A 17,919-nucleotide genomic window follows, 5' to 3' on the forward strand; every position below is an offset into this window, starting at 1 on the left:
GACGACGCACTCTGCCAAGGAGGAGAAACATGAGCTTCTTCATCGACCGCCTACGCTACCTGGTCAAGCGTCCCCCGGAGTTCGCCGGCGGCCACGGCGAAACCCGCGACGAGAGCCGCGACTGGGAGGACGGCTATCGCCAGCGCTGGCAGTTCGACAAGATCGCCCGCTCGACCCACGGGGTGAACTGCACCGGCTCCTGCAGCTGGAAGATCTACGTGAAGAACGGCCTGGTCACCTGGGAAACCCAGCAGACCGACTACCCGCGCACCCGCCCCGACCTGCCCAACCACGAGCCCCGTGGCTGCCCGCGCGGTGCAAGCTACTCCTGGTACCTGTACAGCGCCAACCGGCTGAAATACCCGATGGTGCGCAAGGCGCTGGTGCAGCTCTGGCGCGAGGCGCTGGCGACCCACAAGGATCCGGTGCTGGCCTGGGCGAGCATCGTCGAAGACCCGCAGAAGTCGAAGCAGTACAAGTCCATCCGTGGCCGCGGCGGGTTCGTCCGCGCCGACTGGGACGAGATGCAGACCCTGGTCGCCGCCGCCAACGTCTACACCGTGAAGACCTACGGCCCGGACCGCGTCGCCGGCTTCTCGCCGATCCCGGCGATGTCGATGGTCTCCTACGCCTCGGGCACCCGTTACCTGTCGCTGATCGGCGGCGTGTGCCTGTCCTTCTACGACTGGTATTGCGACCTGCCGCCCGCCTCACCCCAGGTGTGGGGCGAGCAGACCGACGTGCCCGAGTCCGCCGACTGGTACAACTCCGGCTACATCATCGCCTGGGGTTCCAACGTCCCGCAAACCCGCACCCCCGACGCGCACTTCTTCACCGAGGTGCGCTACAAGGGCACCAAGACCATCGCCATCACCCCGGACTACGCGGAAATCTCCAAGCTCTGCGACGAGTGGATGAGTGCCAAGCAGGGCACCGACTCCGCGCTGGCCATCGCCATGGGCCATGTGATCTTCAAGGAATTCCACCTGGAGCAGCCCAGCGCCTACTTCACCGACTACATCCGCCGCTTCACCGACATGCCGATCCTGGTGGAGCTGGAACAGCGCGACGACGGCAGCCTGGTGCCGGGCAAGCAGCTGCGCGCCAGCGACTTCGACGGCAACCTGGAGCAGGCCAATAACCCCGAGTGGAAGACCGTGGCCTGGGACGAGAGCGGCGACCGCCTGGTGGTACCGCGCGGCTCCATCGGCTTCCGCTGGGGTGAAACCGGACACTGGAACCTGGAACCGGTGGACGCCGACGGCCAGGACGTCAGCCTGCGCCTGTCGCAGCTCGGCCAGCATGACGAAGTGGCGCGGGTGGCCTTCCCCTACTTCGGCGGCATCGAGCGCCAGCACTTCCCCAACGTGAAAGTACGCGACGTCATCTACCACCATGTGCCGGCCAAGCGCCTGAAACTGGCCGATGGCCGCGAGGTGCTGGCGGTCACCGTGTTCGACCTCACCGCCGCCAACTACGGCATCGACCGGGGCCTGGCCGCTACCGTCGGCGGCTCCGGCGCGGACGATGGCGCCAGCGACTACGGGCAGATGAAGCCCTACACCCCGGCCTGGCAGGAAGCGATCACCGGGGTGCCGGCGGCGCAGATGATCCGCATCGCCCGCGAGTTCGCGCAGAACGCCGACAAGACCCACGGCCGCTCCATGATCATCGTCGGTGCCGGGATGAACCACTGGTACCACATGGACATGAACTACCGCGGGCTGATCAACATGCTCATCCTCTGCGGTTGCATCGGCAAGAGCGGCGGCGGCTGGTCGCACTACGTCGGCCAGGAGAAGCTGCGCCCGCAGACCGGCTGGACGCCGCTGGCCTTCGCCCTCGACTGGCACCGTCCGCCGCGCCACATGAACGGCACCTCGTTCTTCTACAACCACTCCAGCCAGTGGCGCTACGAGAAGCTGGAGGTGAAGGAACTGCTCTCCCCGCTGGCGCGCCCGCAGGACTTCAGCGGCAGCCTGGTGGACTTCAACGTGCGCGCCGAGCGCATGGGCTGGCTGCCCTCCGCGCCGCAGCTGGGGATCAACCCGCTGCGCCTGGCCGCTGCCGCCCAGGCCGCCGGCAAGAGCACGGTGGACTACACCGTCGAGCAGCTGAAAAGCGGCCAGCTGCGCTTCGCCAGCGAGGACCCGGACAACCCGCAGAACCACCCGCGCAACCTGTTCGTCTGGCGCTCCAACCTGCTCGGCTCCTCCGGCAAGGGCCACGAGTACATGCTCAAGTACCTGCTGGGCACCAGGAACGGCCTGCTCGGCAAGGACCTGGGCGATTCGGGTCATCAGAAGCCCGAGGAAGTGGAATGGAAGGACGAGCCCATCGAAGGCAAGCTCGACCTGCTGACCACCCTGGACTTCCGCATGTCCACCACCTGCCTCTACTCCGATGTGGTGCTGCCCACCGCCACCTGGTACGAGAAGGACGACCTCAACACGTCCGACATGCACCCCTTCATCCACCCGCTCACCGCCGCCACCGACCCGGCGTGGGAAGCCCGCAGCGACTGGCAGATCTACGACGGCATCGCCCAGGCGTTCTCGCGTCTGTGCGTCGGTCACCTGGGCGAGGAAACCGACCTGGTCACCCTGCCCCTGCAGCACGACAGTCCCGGCGAACTGGCCCAGCCGCAGGTACTGGACTGGAAGAAAGGCGAGTGCGAACCGATCCCCGGCAAGACCATGCCGTCGCTCATCGAGGTCAAGCGCAACTACCCGGAAACCTACGAGCGCTTCAGCTCGGTCGGCCCGCTGCTGGACAGCATCGGCAACGGCGGCAAGGGCATCGCCTGGAAGACCGAGACCGAGGTCGACCTGCTCGGCAAGCTCAACTACCGCAAGCTGGAAGGCTCCGCCGAAGGCCGGCCGAAGATCGCCTCGGCCATCGACGCGGCGGAGATGATCCTCGCCCTGGCGCCGGAAACCAACGGCCAGGTAGCGGTGAAGGCCTGGGCGGCGCTGTCGAAGATCACCGGGCGCGACCATACGCACCTGGCCAAGCCCAAGGAAGAGGAAAAGATCCGCTTCCGCGACCTCGTCGCGCAGCCGCGCAAGATCATCTCCAGCCCCACCTGGTCGGGCCTGGAAGACGAACACGTCAGCTACAACGCCTGCTACACCAACGTGCATGAACTGATCCCCTGGCGCACCGTCACCGGTCGCCAGCAGTTCTACCAGGACCACCCCTGGATGCGCGCCTTCGGCGAAAGCCTGATGGTCTATCGCCCGCCCATCGACACCAAGGCCGCCGCCAGCGTCGCCGCGCCCAAGAGCAACGGCAACCCGGAGATCGCCCTCAACTGGATCACCCCGCACCAGAAGTGGGGCATCCACTCCACCTACAGCGACAACCTGCTGATGCAGACCCTCTCCCGCGGCGGGCCGATCGTCTGGATGTCCGAGGACGACGCGCGCTCCATCGGCGTCTCCGACAACGACTGGATCGAGCTGTACAACGCCAACGGCGCCATCGCCGCCCGCGCGGTGGTGAGCCAGCGGGTACGCCCCGGCATGGCGATGATGTACCACGCCCAGGAACGCATCCTGAACATCCCGGGCTCGGAGATGACCGGCACCCGTGGCGGTATCCACAACTCGGTGACGCGGGTCTGCCCCAAGCCGACCCACATGATCGGCGGCTACGCGCAGCTCTCCTACGGCTTCAACTACTACGGCACCGTGGGCTCCAACCGCGACGAGTTCGTCATCGTGCGCAAGATGCACCGCATCGACTGGCTCGACGGCGAAGGCAACGACTATCAGCAGGAGGCCGTGAAATGAAGATTCGTTCCCAGGTCGGCATGGTCCTGAACCTCGACAAGTGCATCGGTTGCCACACCTGCTCGGTCACCTGCAAGAACGTCTGGACCAGCCGCGAAGGCATCGAGTACGCCTGGTACAACAACGTCGAGACCAAGCCGGGCATCGGCTATCCCAAGGAGTGGGAGAACCAGAAGAAGTGGAACGGCGGCTGGGTGCGCAACGCCGACGGCTCCATCAACCCACGCATCGGCGGCAAGTGGCGGGTGCTGGCGAACATCTTCGCCAACCCGGACCTGCCGGAGATCGACGACTACTACGAACCCTTCACCTTCGACTACCAGCACCTGCACAGCGCCAAGCAGGGCGAGCACCAGCCGGTGGCGCGGCCGCGCTCGCTGATCTCCGGGCAGCGCATGGACAAGGTGGAATGGGGCCCCAACTGGGAAGAACTGCTGGGCACCGAGTTCGCCAAGCGGCGCAAGGACATCAACTTCGACCAGGTCCAGGCGGACATCTACGGGCAGTTCGAAAACACCTTCATGATGTACCTGCCGCGCCTGTGCGAGCACTGCCTGAACCCGGCGTGCGTGGCCTCCTGCCCCAGCGGCGCGATCTACAAGCGCGAGGAAGACGGCATCGTCCTGATCGACCAGGACAAATGCCGCGGCTGGCGCATGTGCATCTCCGGCTGCCCGTACAAGAAGATCTACTACAACTGGAAAAGCGGTAAGTCGGAGAAGTGCATCTTCTGCTACCCGCGCATCGAGAGCGGCCAGCCCACCGTCTGCTCGGAAACCTGCGTGGGGCGCATCCGCTATCTCGGCGTGCTGCTCTACGACGCCGACCGCATCGAGGAAGTGGCCGCCTCCAAGGACGACCGCGACCTCTACCACCGCCAGTGCGAGATCTTCCTCGACCCGCACGACCCGGAAGTCATCGCCCAGGCGCGCAAGGACGGCATCCCCGACAACGTGATTGCCGCAGCGCAAGCCTCGCCGGTCTACAAGCTGGCCATCGACTGGCAGCTGGCCCTGCCGCTGCACCCGGAATACCGCACCCTGCCGATGGTCTGGTACGTGCCGCCGCTCTCCCCCATCCAGTCCGCCGCCGAAGCGGGCCATATGGAGTTCGACGGCGTGCTGCCGAAGATCGAATCGCTGCGCATCCCGGTGCGCTACCTGGCCAACATGCTCACCGCCGGGGAAGAAGCACCGGTCGTGCTGGCGCTCAAGCGGCTGATGGCGATGCGCGTGTACATGCGCGCCAAGCACGTCGACAAGACGGACAATACCGCCGTGCTCGACGAGGTCGGGCTGACCCGGAACCAGGTCGAGGAAATGTACCGCTACCTGGCGATCGCCAACTACGAGGACCGCTTCGTCATCCCCACCGGCCACCGCGAGCACATCCCCGAAGCCTATGCCGAACGCAGCGGCTGCGGCTTCAGCTTCGGCGACGGCTGCAATGGCGGCAACAGCCAGGTCAGCCTGTTCGGCGGACGCAAGAACACCACCACGCTGGTCAAGCCGGTGCAGACCTTCGACCCGGTGGAGGACAGCCGTCATGGGTGAGTACCGTCCCTACGAAGGCCCACCCGTGGGCCTGCTGAGTCTGCGCGTGCTGGCGCGGCTGCTCGACTACCCCAGCGCCGAACTGCAGGTGGCCTGCGCCGAGGCCATCGACATCCTCGATGCCGAACACCGCCTGCCCACGCCCTTGCGCGCGCAGCTCGCCCAGTGGTGCCGCGAGCTGGCCGCCGGGGAACTGCTCGATCTGGAGGAAGCCTACGTCGAACTCTTCGACCGTGGCCGCGCCACCTCGCTGCTGCTGTTCGAGCACGTGCACGGCGAATCCCGCGATCGCGGTCAGGCCATGGTCAACCTGCTGGCCGAGTACGAGGCCGCCGGCTTCCAGCTCGACGCCCGCGAGTTGCCCGACTACCTGCCGCTGTTCCTGGAATACCTGTCGACCCGCAGCCACGAGGAGATCGGCCAGTGGCTGGGCGACATCCGGCACATCCTCGCCCTGCTCGCCGCGCGCCTGGAGGAACGCGACACCCGCTACGCGCTGGTGCCCCGCGCCCTGCTCGCGCTGATCGGCGCCACCGACGCCATCGACGAGCAGCGCCCCGCCGTCGCGGATGAAAAGCCCGACAACACGCCCCAGGCGCTGGACGCGGTGTGGGAAGAAGAAGTGGTGCGCTTCAACGCCGAAACCGACCAGGACTGCAGCCTGCAGTCCGCCGAGGGGCGGCGCCTGGCCGAGCGCAAGTACGAGACGCTGCCACAGGTCATCCAGGTCATGCCGTCCGGCACCCAGTAAACGGAGGCTCATCATGTTCGAGGACTACCTGTTCCACTTCATCTACGGCATCTACCCCTACCTCGCCGGCTCGGTGTTCCTGCTCGGCAGCCTGATGCGCTACGACCACGGCCAGTACACCTGGAAGACCGGTTCCAGCCAGATGCTCTCGTCGAAGAACATGCGCCTGGCGAGCAACCTGTTCCACATCGGCATCCTGGCGATCTTCTTCGGCCACCTGGTCGGCCTGCTGACGCCGCACTGGGTCTACGCGCCGTTCCTCTCCGCCGGGCACAAGCAGATCATGGCCATCCTCTTCGGCGGCGTGGCCGGCGTGCTCTGCGTGATCGGCGGCGCCATGCTGCTCTGGCGGCGGCTGACCAACCCGCGGGTACGCGCCTCCTCCAGCGTGATGGACAACCTGATCATCGCCCTGCTCCTGCTGCAGGCGTGCCTGGGGCTGATCACCATCTTCGCCTCGCTGCACCACCTGGACGGCGGCATGATGCTGCTGCTGGCCAACTGGGCCCAGGCCATCGTGTTCTTCCGTGGCGACGCAGCCGGCTTCGTGATGGACGCGCCGCTGATCTTCAAGCTGCACATCTTCCTCGGCCTGACCATCATCCTGCTGTTCCCCTTCACCCGCCTGGTGCACGTGTGGAGCATTCCGCTGGGCTACTTCGGGCGCAATTACCAGATCGTCCGCCGGCGCAGCTAAGGAACGACAGACATGGACATGATCGCAGTCGAGAACCTGCCCAACGCCCCGGCGCCGGTGATCCGCGTCGGCGACACGCAACTCAGCGAGGCCGACATCGCCAGGGAAACGCCCTTCCACCCTTCGCCGTCGCTGGCCGAGGCCCAGCTCAAGGCCGCCCGCGCCCTGGTAGTGCGCGAGCTGCTGGCGCAGCGGGCCGCCATGCTCGGGCTGGCGGCCGGCCATGAGGAGGAAAACGATCAGGCCGTGGCCGCCCTGCTGGAGCGCGAACTGAACGTCCCGGAGCCCGACGAAAGCGCTTGCCGCCGCTACTTCGACACCCACCGCGAACGCTTCTCCGAGCCCACCCGGCTACGCGTGCGGCACATCCTCCTGCCCGCCGCGCCGGAAGACGCCAAGGCTCGCGATGCGCACTACCGCCTGGGCGAAAAGCTGCTGAAGGAGCTGGGCGAACACCCGGAACGCTTCACCGATCTGGCCCAGCGGCATTCGGCCTGCCCGTCGAAGGACGACGGCGGCGAGCTGGGCTGGCTGACCTCCGGCCAGACCGTGGCCGAGCTGGACCAGGCGCTGCAGCGCTTGCCCGTCGGCCTGCACGAGCGGCCGCTGGCGTCGCGCTACGGCTGGCACCTGGTGAGCGTCGACGAACGCCAGGAGCGCAAGCCCCTGCCCTACGACCAGGTCGCCAACCGGGTGCACCACAGCCTGCGCGAGGAATCCACCCGCCACGCCCTGCGCCAGTACCTGCTGGCGCTGGAGGCGGAAATCGGCGTCGAGGGCATCCGCCTGGACGACGACCCCATCGAAGGCTCCGGCAACCGGCGCAACGATCTCGGGCCGTGAATCAGGACTGCGCCGCGCGCCCCTCGACCTCGGCGGGCGCGCGGTGCAGGCCGATGGCCCAGAGCACGCCGACAGTCAGCAGGACAATCGCCAGCGCCTCCACCGGGCCGGGCAGCCGCTGCTCGTTGATGTAGGCATAGGCACAGGCGAACAGCGTTTCGAAGACGATCAACTGGCCGCCCAGGCTCATCGGCAGGCGGCGCGTCGCGGCGTTCCACAGGCCATTGGCCACCCACGAGCCGAACACGGCGAGGAACAGCGACACCCAGAGGAACGCCATCCAGCGCTCCGAGGAAATGCCGGTGGGCACCGCCTGCGGCGCGACCAGCACGCCCACGCCCGCCAGCACGATAGCCATGACACCGGTGACCACGCCGGTCAGCGTCGACCACTCGTGGCTGGTGAAATGGCTGGCCTTCAGGTAGCGCGCGTTGGCCGTGGCGTACCAGGACCAGCAGACCACCGCGCAGAAGCCGCAGACGATGCCGAGGATGCGCTCGCCCGGCGTACTGCCGGCGGCCATCAGCGCCGCGGGGTCGAGGTTGATGCAGAGAATGCCCAGGGCCACCAGCGCCAGCGGGAATTTCATCCGCGACAGCGGCAGCGAGTCCTGTTCGGAACGGCTGCGGTAGCTGATCGCCAGCGGCATGATGCCGTTGATCAGCGAGGCCGCCGCCACCCCGGCGAACTGCACCGCCGCCGAGAGCAGCGCGAAATACAGCAGGTTGCCGGCCAGGGACAGGCGCACCAGCATCGACAGGTCCTCGCGACTGACCCGACGCAGCAAGCCCAGGGCCACCGGCAGGGCGATCAGCAGCGAAATGGCGCCGTACAGGGCGAAGCGCACGGAGCTGATCAGCAGCGGGTTGAACTCCGGCACGAGCGACGGTGCCAGGATCACCCCGCCCCAGATTGCGCCTGCCATGCCTGCGTAGACCACCCCGCGTTTCATTACCCGTTACCTCGATCAGTCGGAAATGCCGCCACGGTAGCGACTGTGCTAGCGTCTGACCAAGGATAAATCCGCACCGAGCCATTCCCCACGGGAATGGCTGAGCATCTGTCAACCGGAGAACCGTCATCAGCCGTTACCTGCGCACCCTGCCGCCCCTGGAAACCCTGGTCACCTTCGAGGCCGTGGGCCGCTGCGGCAGCTTTACCCTGGCCGCCACCGAGCTGTTTCTCACCCAGAGCGCGGTGAGCAAGCAGATGCGCGCGCTGGAAGACAACCTCAAGGTGCCGCTGTTCGAGCGCAAGCCGCGCGGTGTCACCCTGACCGCCGCCGGCGCCGAGCTGCTGGGCACCGTGGACATGCTGCTCGATCGCCTGCAGCACAGCGTGCGGCGCATCCGCAACGTGCACCAGAGCAACGCCGTATCGGTGCTGGCAACCCACGCGCTGGCACAGTTCTGGCTGTTCCCCAAGCTGATCGAGTTCAACAAGACGCACCCCGGCATCGCCGTGCACGTGCATGCGATCAACGAGATCGACGAAGCCAGCCTGGTGGACTTCGACCTCGGCATCCTCTACGGCGCCGGCGACTGGACCACGCTGAACAGCCAGTTCGTGCTGCCGGAAGTCGTCTACCCGGTGGCGCGCCCGGACCTGGACGTCTCGGCGATCACGACCCTCGAGCAACTGGCCGCCGCGCCCCTGGTGCAACTGGATGCCTCGGCCTGGAGCTGCCTGGACTGGCACGACTGGTTCGCGCATTTCGGCAGGGACTACCAGCCGGCGGAAAGCGACCCGGTGTTCAACCAGCTCACCCTCGCCTACCGCGCCGTGCAGCAGGGCATGGGCATTGGCCTGGCGTGGAGCTTTATGGCCGACGAGGCAGTGGCCAAGGGCGAGATGCAGCGGGTGACCGACCATGCGCTGGTGACCGAGCGCGGCGAATACCTGGTGTCGTTGCGGCACCGCCAGCTGTCGCCCTCGGCGCAGTTGTTCCATGACTGGCTGCTGGCCTCGGTGGGCGAAAGATCAGGCTGAATCGGTCAGGCCGACGAAGCGGAACCCGCCGCTCGCCTCCTTGCGCTTCTCCAACTCGCGCGCTTCCTCCCGAGTGGCGGTGGTGCGGAACAGGATGTAGCAGCGCTCATCGAGGAAGGCCCGCCGCCCCGCCTCACTCTTCAGGTCATAGCCGTCCACTTCGGCGAAGAACAGGTGTTTGGCGAGGATCGACTGCTTGCTCTCGACATCCCGTGGATTGCTCCAGTCCCCGCCCGCCTTCAGCACCAGGCGGCTCTGGCGGGAACGATAGTGCTGGGTCAGGCGCTTGCGCAGGTTCTTGCCGATGCCGACCTTCAGCGCCTGGCCATCCAGGCTATGGATTTCATAGAGGCCGGGCTCGGCGGGAACGCGCAGGTCTATCTCGGCAAAGCGAATCCGGGTCATCCCATCCATGTGGCAGCGCTCCGTGGTCAACGGGGCCCAGGATACTCACCCAAGGTTCAGGCTTCACCGTCCTCATGCAGGCGCAGCACCGCCTGCAGCTCCTCGCGCAGCCAGGGCGCCTCGATTTCCGGCAGGCGCTGGCGAATCTGGCGGGCGACCCAGCGCTGGCCACGCCCGATGAAATCGAAGCGCAGTTCCAGGTCCTCGATGGCCATAGCGCTGGCGTGGAAGTCGCCGATGCCGGTGTCCGGCTGCACCCCCAGACGCTCCAGGCAGGCGCGCAGGTGCCGGCAACTGTCGGCCTCGCCCTGGTGCAGGAGTTCCAGGCGCCGGCGCACGGCGGGTTCGTCGGTTTGCCGCAGGCTGTCGAGCATGACCCGCGCACCGGCGCGCTCGGCACGCATCAGGGTCTGCAGCCAGTCGACAAGGTCGGCGGGAAGAGTGGGCATGGACGGCTCCTCATGATCGCGAAGCCCCATGCTAGACCGCCCGCCGGCTCGGATTTAAATGAATTGAATTGCACTGATGCTGCACTTTTTTGAATGGATCCCTCCCACGCGCCACGTCGTCATTTCCACCGTTGCGTACGCCATCCTTGATCCTGAGCAAGGCGCGCCAGAGCGCTTGCGTGGCAGTCGCTCGCATTAACATCAAAATTACTGCACTTATGCTGCATTATTATTCGTTTGTTGCATCCATCCCGTCTGTTCAGACTAGTTCGGCTCCCCTGCGACGAATTGCCTCCCACGACGTTCGTCCGTCCGACCGTACCCCTGCGGCGGACAGGGAGCCGTCAGTCAACCGGAGTACGACGGAATCAAGATGGACAGCGCGATACCCCTCGATCAGAACACCCCCGACAGCAGCGTCTACAACTACGACATTGTTCGCCGTTTCACTCTGACCACCCTGGGCTGGGGCATCCTCGGGATGTTCATGGGCGTGTTCATCGCCGCCCAGCTGGTGTGGCCGCAACTGAGCCTGGACATGCCCTGGACCAGTTTCGGGCGCATCCGGCCGATCCACACCAACCTGGTGATCTTCGCCTTCGGCGGCAGCGCGCTGTTCGCCACCTCCTTCTACGTGGTGCAGCGCACCTGCCGCGTGCGGATCATCTCCGACGGCCTGGCCAACCTGCTGTTCTGGGGCTGGCAGGCGAGCCTGGTGGCGATGGTGGTCAGCTACCCGCTGGGCATCACCACCTCCAAGGAATACGCCGAGATGGAGTGGCCCATCGCCCTCTGGGTCACGGTGCTCTGGCTGGTGTACGCCTACCTGTTCTTCGGCACCATCGCCCGCCGCAAGGTGCGCCACATCTATGTGGGCAACTGGTTCTACGGCGCCTTCATCGTGGTGACCGGGATGGTTCACGTGGTCAACCACCTGTCGGTGCCGGTGACCCTGCTCAAGTCCTACCCGATCTACTCGGGCGCCACCGACGCGATGATCCAGTGGTGGTACGGCCACAGCGTGGTGGGCTTCATCCTCTCGGTAGGCTTCCTCGGCATGATGTACTACTACGTGCCCAAGCAGGCCGAACGGCCGATCTACTCCTATCGCCTGTCCATCGTGCATTTCTGGGCGATCATCACCCTGTACATCTGGGCCGGCCCGCACCACCTGCACTACACCGCGCTGCCGGACTGGGCCCAGTCGCTGGGCATGGTGATGTCCCTGATCCTGCTGGCTCCGAGCTGGGGCGGCATGATCAACGGCATGATGACCCTCTCCGGCGCCTGGCATAAGCTGCGCACCGACCCGATCCTGCGCTTCCTGGTGGTGTCCCTGGCCTTCTACGGCATGTCCACCTTCGAAGGTCCGATGATGGCGATCAAGACCGTCAACTCGCTGTCGCACTACACCGACTGGACCATCGGCCACGTACATGCCGGCGCCCTGGGCTGGGTAGCGATGATCTCCATCGGCGCGCTCTACCACATGATCCCGAAACTCTATGGCCGCGAGCAGATGCACAGCGTCGGCCTGATCAACGCGCACTTCTGGATGGCCACCATCGGCACCGTCCTGTACATCGCCTCCATGTGGGTCAACGGCATCACCCAGGGCCTGATGTGGCGCGCGGTCAACGAAGACGGCACCCTCACCTACTCCTTCGTCGAAGCGCTGGCCGCCAGCCATCCGGGCTACATCGTGCGCCTGCTCGGCGGCGCCACCTTCGCCAGCGGCATGCTGCTGATGGCCTGGAACACCTGGCTCACCGTACGTGCGGGCGAGCCGGTGAGCCACGGCACGGCGGCCACGGCCTGAGGAGCCAGAGCATGACCCTGCTGATGTTCTTCGGTCTGCTGGCCTGCGCCGTGGCCTGCTGGCGCGCCTGTCGCGGCGACAGCTTCGAGCAGGCCGCGTTGCTACCCTTCGCCGACGACCCGGAAGCCGCCCGGCGCATGACAGCAGCCACCGGCCGGCGCTGCGAACGGGTCGTCCAGCCGCTGCCGGAAGCGCCGCCGCCCTATCGAATGCGCGCCTGATTTCCCGCCCCACGGATGGGGCCTCCCCAAGTGCCGCCTGCGGCACCCTTGCAGGGCTCTTGCCGCAAGAGCCCGGCCTTTTTTCCGCCCTGACGTTCCTGGACCAGCCAGATGCTCTCCCTGCCCGGCTGGCGGCAGCGTGCCGCCACGTACCTTCCCGATATTCCCCACACCCGTCCCCGCGAATGGTTGCGCGCTTCCTGCGGCGCCAGCATGGGTTTCCTGCTGATCGCCGTCACCTGCGGCGTGCTGTTCGGCTCCTCGGTGGCCCTGCACTTCGCCGGCCCCTGGGCCGCCTCGGCGATCCTGCTGTTCGCTGTCTCCTCCGGCGCCCTCGCCCAGCCCTGGTCGGTGATCGGCAGCTACCTGTGCGCCTCGCTGGTGGCCCTGCTGATCGGTCTCTGGCTACCGGTCGGGATGCCCAGCGCGGCCCTGGCGCTGGGCCTGAGCCTGGTACTGATGTACCCGCTGCGCTGCCTGCATCCGCCCGGCGGCGCAGTGGCGTTCTGCATGGTCTTCGCCGCGCCGCTGCCTGGCGAGCCGGCGTGGATGGCGCCACTGCCGGCGATCAGCGGCGGCCTCGGCCTGGTGCTGCTGGCGGTGATCTTCAACAACCTCACGCGCATGCCCTATCCGCGCCGGCGCACGGTCATCAAGGACGATCACCAGACCCAGGACCCAACCCCCGGCGAGCGCGTCGGCATCCAGGCCGCCGACCTCGATCTGGCGCTGGACGAACTGGGCGCCTTCGTCGACATCACCCGCGACGACCTCGAACTCATCGTCCGCAGTACCGAGCGCCACGCCCTGCGCCGCAGCATGGGCGACACCCGCGCGCACCAGATCATGTCCCGCGACCTGGTCTGCGCCGCGCCGGACACCCCGATCAGCCACGCCCTGCGCCTGCTGGTGAAGCACCACCTGAAGGCGCTGCCGATCCTCGACGAAGAACGCCGGCTGGTGGGCATCGTCAGCCTGATCGACCTGCTCGCGCCGAAACGCAAGGGCGGCTGGCTGAAGGGCCTGCTCGGCAGCGTCGGCCTGCGCCGCGACCGCGTGCTCGGCGAAGTGATGAGCCGCCCGGTACTGCATGTCGACGCCGACGCCCATGCGGTGGAACTGATCCCGCTGCTCTCAGACCGAGGCCTGCACTGCCTGCCGGTACTGGAGCGTGGCGAGCTGGTCGGGGTGATCACCCAGACCGACCTGATCGCCGCCCTGCAGCGCGACCTGCTCAGTCACCTGGGTTGACCCCGGTTTCCGCTACACTGGCCGCCTGATTCGCGCAGACTCCGCTCATGGACATCGACCTGACCCGCACCTTCCTGGAAATCGTTCGCCACGGCAGCTTCGTCGCCGCCGCCGAACGCATGCACATCACCCAGACCGCCGTCACCGCGCGGGTGCAGAAGCTGGAGAGCCACCTCAACTGCACCCTCTTCGTACGCAACCGCGCCGGGGCGCGCCTCACCCCGGACGGCGAGTCCTTCGTCACCTATGCCAACCAGATCCTGCAGACCTGGGAAGCCGCCCAGCGCGACCTGCCGCTGCCACAGGGCTACCACAACGTGCTGCACATCGGCGGCGAGGTGAGCCTGTGCAACCCGCTGATGCTGCGCTGGGTCAGCCGCATCCGCCAGGTCATCGGCGACCACGCCGTGCGCGCCGACATCGGCGACGGCCAGAGCCTGCTGCGCCAGCTGGAGCTGGGCGTGCTGGACGCGGCGCTGGTCTACCATCCGACCTACTGGCCGGGGATGCAGGTGGAACAGTTGCTGGAGGAAAAGCTGATCCTGGTGCGCGCGCAGAACCCCGAGCCCTACGTCTACATCGACTGGGGCGAAGGCTTCCGCCAGCAGCACGACAGCGCCCTGCCGGAGCTGTCCAAGGCGCCGGTATCCTTCAACCTCGGCCCGCTGGCGCTGCAGTACATCCTGGAGAACGGCGGCTCGGGCTACTTCCGCACGCGGGTGGTGCAGAGCTACCTGGACCGCAAGGTGTTGCGCCGTGTACCGCGCGCGCCGGAGTTCAGCTACCCGACCTACCTGGTGTATTCCCGCGACCGCGACTCGCAGGCGCTGCAGCAGGCCTTCACCCTGCTGCGCGAGGTGGTGGCGCAGGACACCGACTGGTCGCAGCGCTGGGATCCGATGATCTGACGAGCATCCCGCATGGCGCTGGCAATACTGGCGCATTGCGCGAAAATTACCTGATCCCCCTCTGCCGTGCGCCCCGCGCACCGCCACGAGCACCGCCATGACCGACCACCCCATCGAGCTGGTAGCGACCGGCCCGGAACACATCGAGCTGATCCGCAACCTCTACCAGTTCTACGCCTACGAGTCCTCGGACTGGGAGCAGGAGGACGTGGAAGTGGACGGCCGCTTCTACCTCCACGAGGAACACCTGGCGCGCTACTGGAGCGAACCGGAATGGAGCGCCAACCTGATCCTCGTCGACGGTTTCATCGCCGGCTTCCTGCTGATCGAAGGCAGCGAACTGCCGGGCATCGACGCGCTGGAGCTGGCCGACCTGTTCGTGCTAAAGAAGTACCGGCGCCAGGGTGTCGGCCGCACCGTCGCCACCCGCGTGCTGCTGGACAATCCCGGTCCCTGGCTGGTGCGCTACTACACCGGCGACGAGCTGGCGGCGGCGTTCTGGAAAGCCGTGCTGGGCGCCCTGCCGCGGTCGGTCCGGCACGTCGATCCGGGCGACGATCCGCAGTTGGCGAGCTTTTTCATCAATCCCTGGACGCACTGAGAAGCGGCTGACGATCCGCTGCGCGGCGGCGGGCGGTTGTTCGGCAGGATCAGTCTTCTGTCATTTCCGATCATTGAGCGGGTTCCGCGCACGGACGTATCGTCCTGTTCAAATGACAAGAACGATCAGGAGGTACCCCATGTCCACCCTCAACCTGAACCCGCAGGCCGCCGCATCCCTGGAACGCTGGCACCAGATGATCGCCGGCAAGGACTTCTCCGGGCTGCCGGAGCTGCTGTCGCCGAACATCGTGTTCCGCTCGCCGATGGCCCACACGCCCTACCCCGGCGCCCCGGTGGCGGCGACCATCCTCGGCACCGTGCTGCAAGTGTTCGGCGACTTCGTCTACCACCGCCAACTGGCCACCGGCGATGGCCTGAGCGTGGTCCTGGAGTTCAGCGCCCAGGTCAACGGCCGCGAGCTCAAGGGCATCGACATGATCCGCTTCGACGAAACCGGCAAGATCGTCGAGTTCGAGGTGATGATCCGCCCCATGAGCGGCCTGCAGGCCCTCGGCGAGGAGATGGGCCGGCGCCTGGGCGCCTACCTCTCCGCCCAGAAGGCCCACGCGCACGGATGACGGCACGGCCCGCCGGCCAGTCCAACCGGCGGGCCCCACGGCTAGCGCCCCCGCTGCTCCAGCATGAACTCGATGAACGCCCGCACCCGCGAAGGCACGTGCCGCGCATGGGGGTAGATCAGCAGGAACGGGCGCGTGGTGCCGCCGTAGTCGCCCAGCACCTCCACCAGCTCGCCGGCAGCCAGTTCCGCCTGCACGGTGAAGCGATAGGCCTGCATCAACCCGCCGCCGTGCTTCGCCAGGGTCGCGGTGGCCAGGTGGTCTTCCAGCACCGTGCAACTGCCCGAGGTTTCCACCTCCACGACCCGGCCATTGACCCGGAACGACCAGGGCACCCGGCGCCCGGTGCTGGGCAGGTCGTACTGGATGCACTCATGGCCGTCGAGATCGTCCGGTGTCCGTGGCGTGCCGGCGCACCGCAGGTAGTCCGGGGTGCCCACCACCACCAGTTCGGCATCCTCCAGGCGCCGCGCGACGAGACTCGAATCCGCCGGCTCGCGGCCGCGCACCGCCAGGTCATAGCCTTCGTCGGCGAAGTCGATGTTGCGATTGCTGACGTGGATGTCCACCGTCACCTGCGGGTAGCGCCGGCGGAACTCCGGCAGCAGCGGCAGCAGGCGGAAATGCGCGTAAGGCGTCGGCACGCTGATGCGCAGCCGGCCGGACGGCACGCTCTGGCCGCCGGTGACCTCGCGCTCGGCATCCACCAGTTGGCCCAGGGCCTGGCGGCACTGTTCGAAGTAGTTGCGCCCGCCTTCGGTCAGGCGCATCTGCCGCGTGGTGCGGACGAACAGGCGCACGCCGAGGCGTTCCTCCAGGCGCGCCACCGAACGGCTCACCGCCGCCGGAGTGATGCCGGCCTCGTTGGCCGCGGCGGTGAAGCTGCCGGTTTCCGCGGCGAGGCAGAACAGCTCGATGCTGCCCAGTTGCAGGTCGTCGAAATGGCGAGTCATGGCGCAGCCCGATTCATTACATGAGGTATCAATTCAAATGCCATGAACCTCATTTTTCAAGCAGCGCTTGCAGCCTAGATTGGCCCCCAAGACGCGGGCATCCCGCCCCGCCTCACTTGAGGAGACTCAATCATGAGCAAGACCGTCATCGTCACCGGCGCTTCCAGCGGCCTGGGCTTCGCCATCGCCGAGGCCTACCTGGCGCGCGGCTACAACGTGGTGGGCAACGCCCGCAGCCAGGCCCGCCTGCAGGAGGCCGCGCAGAAGCTGGGCAACCCGGCCAACTTCCTACTGGTGGAGGGCGACATCGCCCGACCGGAAACCGCCAGACGCCTGTTCGCCCAGGCCACCGAAGCCTTCGGCCAGGTGGACATCCTGATCAACAACGCCGGCATCTTCATTCCCAAGCCGGTGACCGAGTACAGCGAGGATGAGGTCAACGCCATCGTCGACACCAACCTCAAGGGCTTCTTCTACCCCGCCCAGGCCGCCGCCCGGCACATGGCCGCCAACGGCTCGGGGCACATCGTCGCCATCACCGCCGCCATCGCCCTGCAGCCCAACGCCAAGGTACCGGCGCTGCTGCCGGTGCTGATCAAGGGCGGTCTGAACAGCGCGGTGCGCGGCCTGGCGCTGGAGCTGGCGGGCTCCCAGGTGCAGGTCAACGCCGTGGCGCCGGGGATCATCCAGACCCCGATGCACGCCGAGGACGCCGAAACCAGCGCCTTCCTCAGCAGCCTGGCGCCCACCGGCAAGATAGGCACGCCGCGGGACATCGTCGACGCCGTGCTCTACCTGACCGACTCGACCTTCGTCACCGGTGCCATTCTGAATGTCGACGGTGGATCCACCACCGGCACCTGGTAAACCACAGGAGAACCGCAATGCCCTACGTGAACATCCAGGTCACCGACGAAGGGGTGACCGCCGAGGAACGCCGCCAGTTGATCGAAGGCGTGACCGAACTGCTGGAGCGGGTACTGAGAAAACCGCCGGCGAGCACCTTCGTGGTGATCCAGGAAATCCCCACCGACAGCTGGGGCGTGGGCGGCGAAACCGTCAAGGCGCTGCGCGCGCGGGCGAAGCAGCCCGGCGACTGAAGCTG

18 protein-coding genes are annotated in these 17,919 nt (G+C 66.9%); 14 read left to right on the forward strand and 4 right to left on the reverse strand.

Features of this window, described 5'->3' with window-relative positions:
* Positions 1 to 29 precede the first annotated feature (29 nt).
* The 5 genes from ACYCAX_RS01550 to ACYCAX_RS01570 are packed head-to-tail and all read left to right on the forward strand — an operon-like array spanning position 30 to position 7,638.
* A complete protein-coding gene (locus tag ACYCAX_RS01550; protein ID WP_460247291.1) occupies positions 30 to 3,794 on the forward strand; it encodes a nitrate reductase subunit alpha in 3,765 nt (1,254 codons plus the stop codon).
* On the forward strand, positions 3,791 to 5,347 hold the full coding sequence (gene narH, locus ACYCAX_RS01555) for a nitrate reductase subunit beta (RefSeq protein ID WP_460247292.1): 1,557 nt from the start codon (positions 3,791 to 3,793) through the stop codon (positions 5,345 to 5,347). The genes ACYCAX_RS01550 and narH overlap by 4 nt, the downstream gene beginning before the upstream one ends.
* The gene (narJ, locus tag ACYCAX_RS01560; protein ID WP_460247293.1) at positions 5,340 to 6,098 is read left to right on the forward strand and encodes a nitrate reductase molybdenum cofactor assembly chaperone; all 759 of its coding nucleotides are present in this window, start codon (positions 5,340 to 5,342) and stop codon (positions 6,096 to 6,098) included. The genes narH and narJ overlap by 8 nt, the downstream gene beginning before the upstream one ends.
* A gap of 13 nt (positions 6,099 to 6,111) precedes the next feature.
* Complete coding sequence (gene narI, locus ACYCAX_RS01565; protein ID WP_015477586.1) at positions 6,112 to 6,795, forward strand: respiratory nitrate reductase subunit gamma; 684 nt, start codon at positions 6,112 to 6,114, stop codon at positions 6,793 to 6,795.
* Between the two features lie 12 nt (positions 6,796 to 6,807).
* Complete coding sequence (locus tag ACYCAX_RS01570) at positions 6,808 to 7,638, forward strand: peptidylprolyl isomerase (RefSeq protein ID WP_015477587.1); 831 nt, start codon at positions 6,808 to 6,810, stop codon at positions 7,636 to 7,638.
* A 1-nt stretch (position 7,639) separates the two neighbouring features.
* Here the strand turns inward: ACYCAX_RS01570 and ACYCAX_RS01575 are convergent, their stop codons facing one another.
* Positions 7,640 to 8,590: a DMT family transporter gene (locus tag ACYCAX_RS01575; RefSeq protein WP_015477588.1), complete on the reverse strand. Its 951-nt coding sequence runs from the start codon at positions 8,588 to 8,590 to the stop codon at positions 7,640 to 7,642.
* A gap of 128 nt (positions 8,591 to 8,718) precedes the next feature.
* Between ACYCAX_RS01575 and ACYCAX_RS01580 the strand changes: the two genes are divergently transcribed.
* Entirely contained in the window at positions 8,719 to 9,627 is a 909-nt protein-coding gene (locus tag ACYCAX_RS01580; protein ID WP_041712006.1) for a LysR substrate-binding domain-containing protein, read from the forward strand.
* Here the strand turns inward: ACYCAX_RS01580 and ACYCAX_RS01585 are convergent.
* A complete protein-coding gene (locus ACYCAX_RS01585; RefSeq protein ID WP_294973371.1) occupies positions 9,619 to 10,041 on the reverse strand; it encodes a GIY-YIG nuclease family protein in 423 nt (140 codons plus the stop codon). The two genes, ACYCAX_RS01580 and ACYCAX_RS01585, sit on opposite strands and share 9 nt — an antisense overlap.
* Before the next feature lie 47 nt (positions 10,042 to 10,088).
* The gene (locus tag ACYCAX_RS01590) at positions 10,089 to 10,481 is read right to left on the reverse strand and encodes a DUF6306 domain-containing protein (protein WP_294973369.1); all 393 of its coding nucleotides are present in this window, start codon (positions 10,479 to 10,481) and stop codon (positions 10,089 to 10,091) included.
* Between the two features lie 373 nt (positions 10,482 to 10,854).
* Here ACYCAX_RS01590 and ccoN point away from each other — a divergent pair, with 373 nt between their 5' ends.
* The 6 genes from ccoN (at position 10,855) to ACYCAX_RS01620 (ending at position 15,861) form a co-directional block, all read left to right on the forward strand.
* Positions 10,855 to 12,300 (forward strand): cytochrome-c oxidase, cbb3-type subunit I, encoded by a 1,446-nt coding sequence (gene ccoN / locus ACYCAX_RS01595; protein ID WP_015477592.1) that lies wholly within the window; start codon positions 10,855 to 10,857, stop codon positions 12,298 to 12,300.
* Positions 12,301 to 12,311: 11 nt separating this feature from the next.
* Entirely contained in the window at positions 12,312 to 12,521 is a 210-nt protein-coding gene (locus ACYCAX_RS01600; RefSeq protein ID WP_015477593.1) for a hypothetical protein, read from the forward strand.
* A 111-nt stretch (positions 12,522 to 12,632) separates the two neighbouring features.
* Complete coding sequence (locus ACYCAX_RS01605) at positions 12,633 to 13,772, forward strand: HPP family protein (RefSeq protein WP_294973364.1); 1,140 nt, start codon at positions 12,633 to 12,635, stop codon at positions 13,770 to 13,772.
* Positions 13,773 to 13,819: 47 nt separating this feature from the next.
* A complete protein-coding gene (locus ACYCAX_RS01610; RefSeq protein WP_015477595.1) occupies positions 13,820 to 14,680 on the forward strand; it encodes a LysR family transcriptional regulator in 861 nt (286 codons plus the stop codon).
* 97 nt (positions 14,681 to 14,777) lie between these two features.
* Positions 14,778 to 15,281 (forward strand): GNAT family N-acetyltransferase, encoded by a 504-nt coding sequence (locus ACYCAX_RS01615; RefSeq protein ID WP_015477596.1) that lies wholly within the window; start codon positions 14,778 to 14,780, stop codon positions 15,279 to 15,281.
* A 139-nt stretch (positions 15,282 to 15,420) separates the two neighbouring features.
* Positions 15,421 to 15,861: a nuclear transport factor 2 family protein gene (locus tag ACYCAX_RS01620; protein WP_294973362.1), complete on the forward strand. Its 441-nt coding sequence runs from the start codon at positions 15,421 to 15,423 to the stop codon at positions 15,859 to 15,861.
* A gap of 41 nt (positions 15,862 to 15,902) precedes the next feature.
* On the opposite strand, the gene ACYCAX_RS01625 is transcribed toward ACYCAX_RS01620, so the two are convergent.
* Positions 15,903 to 16,814 carry a LysR family transcriptional regulator gene (locus ACYCAX_RS01625; protein WP_460247294.1) on the reverse strand — a complete coding sequence of 304 codons (912 nt, stop codon included), beginning with the start codon at positions 16,812 to 16,814 and terminating at the stop codon, positions 15,903 to 15,905.
* Between the two features lie 132 nt (positions 16,815 to 16,946).
* On the opposite strand from ACYCAX_RS01625, the gene ACYCAX_RS01630 reads away from it, so the two are divergent.
* Both ACYCAX_RS01630 and ACYCAX_RS01635 read left to right on the forward strand, forming a co-directional pair.
* On the forward strand, positions 16,947 to 17,681 hold the full coding sequence (locus ACYCAX_RS01630; RefSeq protein WP_294973358.1) for an SDR family NAD(P)-dependent oxidoreductase: 735 nt from the start codon (positions 16,947 to 16,949) through the stop codon (positions 17,679 to 17,681).
* 17 nt (positions 17,682 to 17,698) lie between these two features.
* Entirely contained in the window at positions 17,699 to 17,914 is a 216-nt protein-coding gene (locus ACYCAX_RS01635) for a tautomerase family protein (protein WP_015477600.1), read from the forward strand.
* The last annotated feature ends 5 nt before the right edge of the window (positions 17,915 to 17,919 follow it).

This window comes from Pseudomonas sp. MT3 (assembly GCF_054720805.1).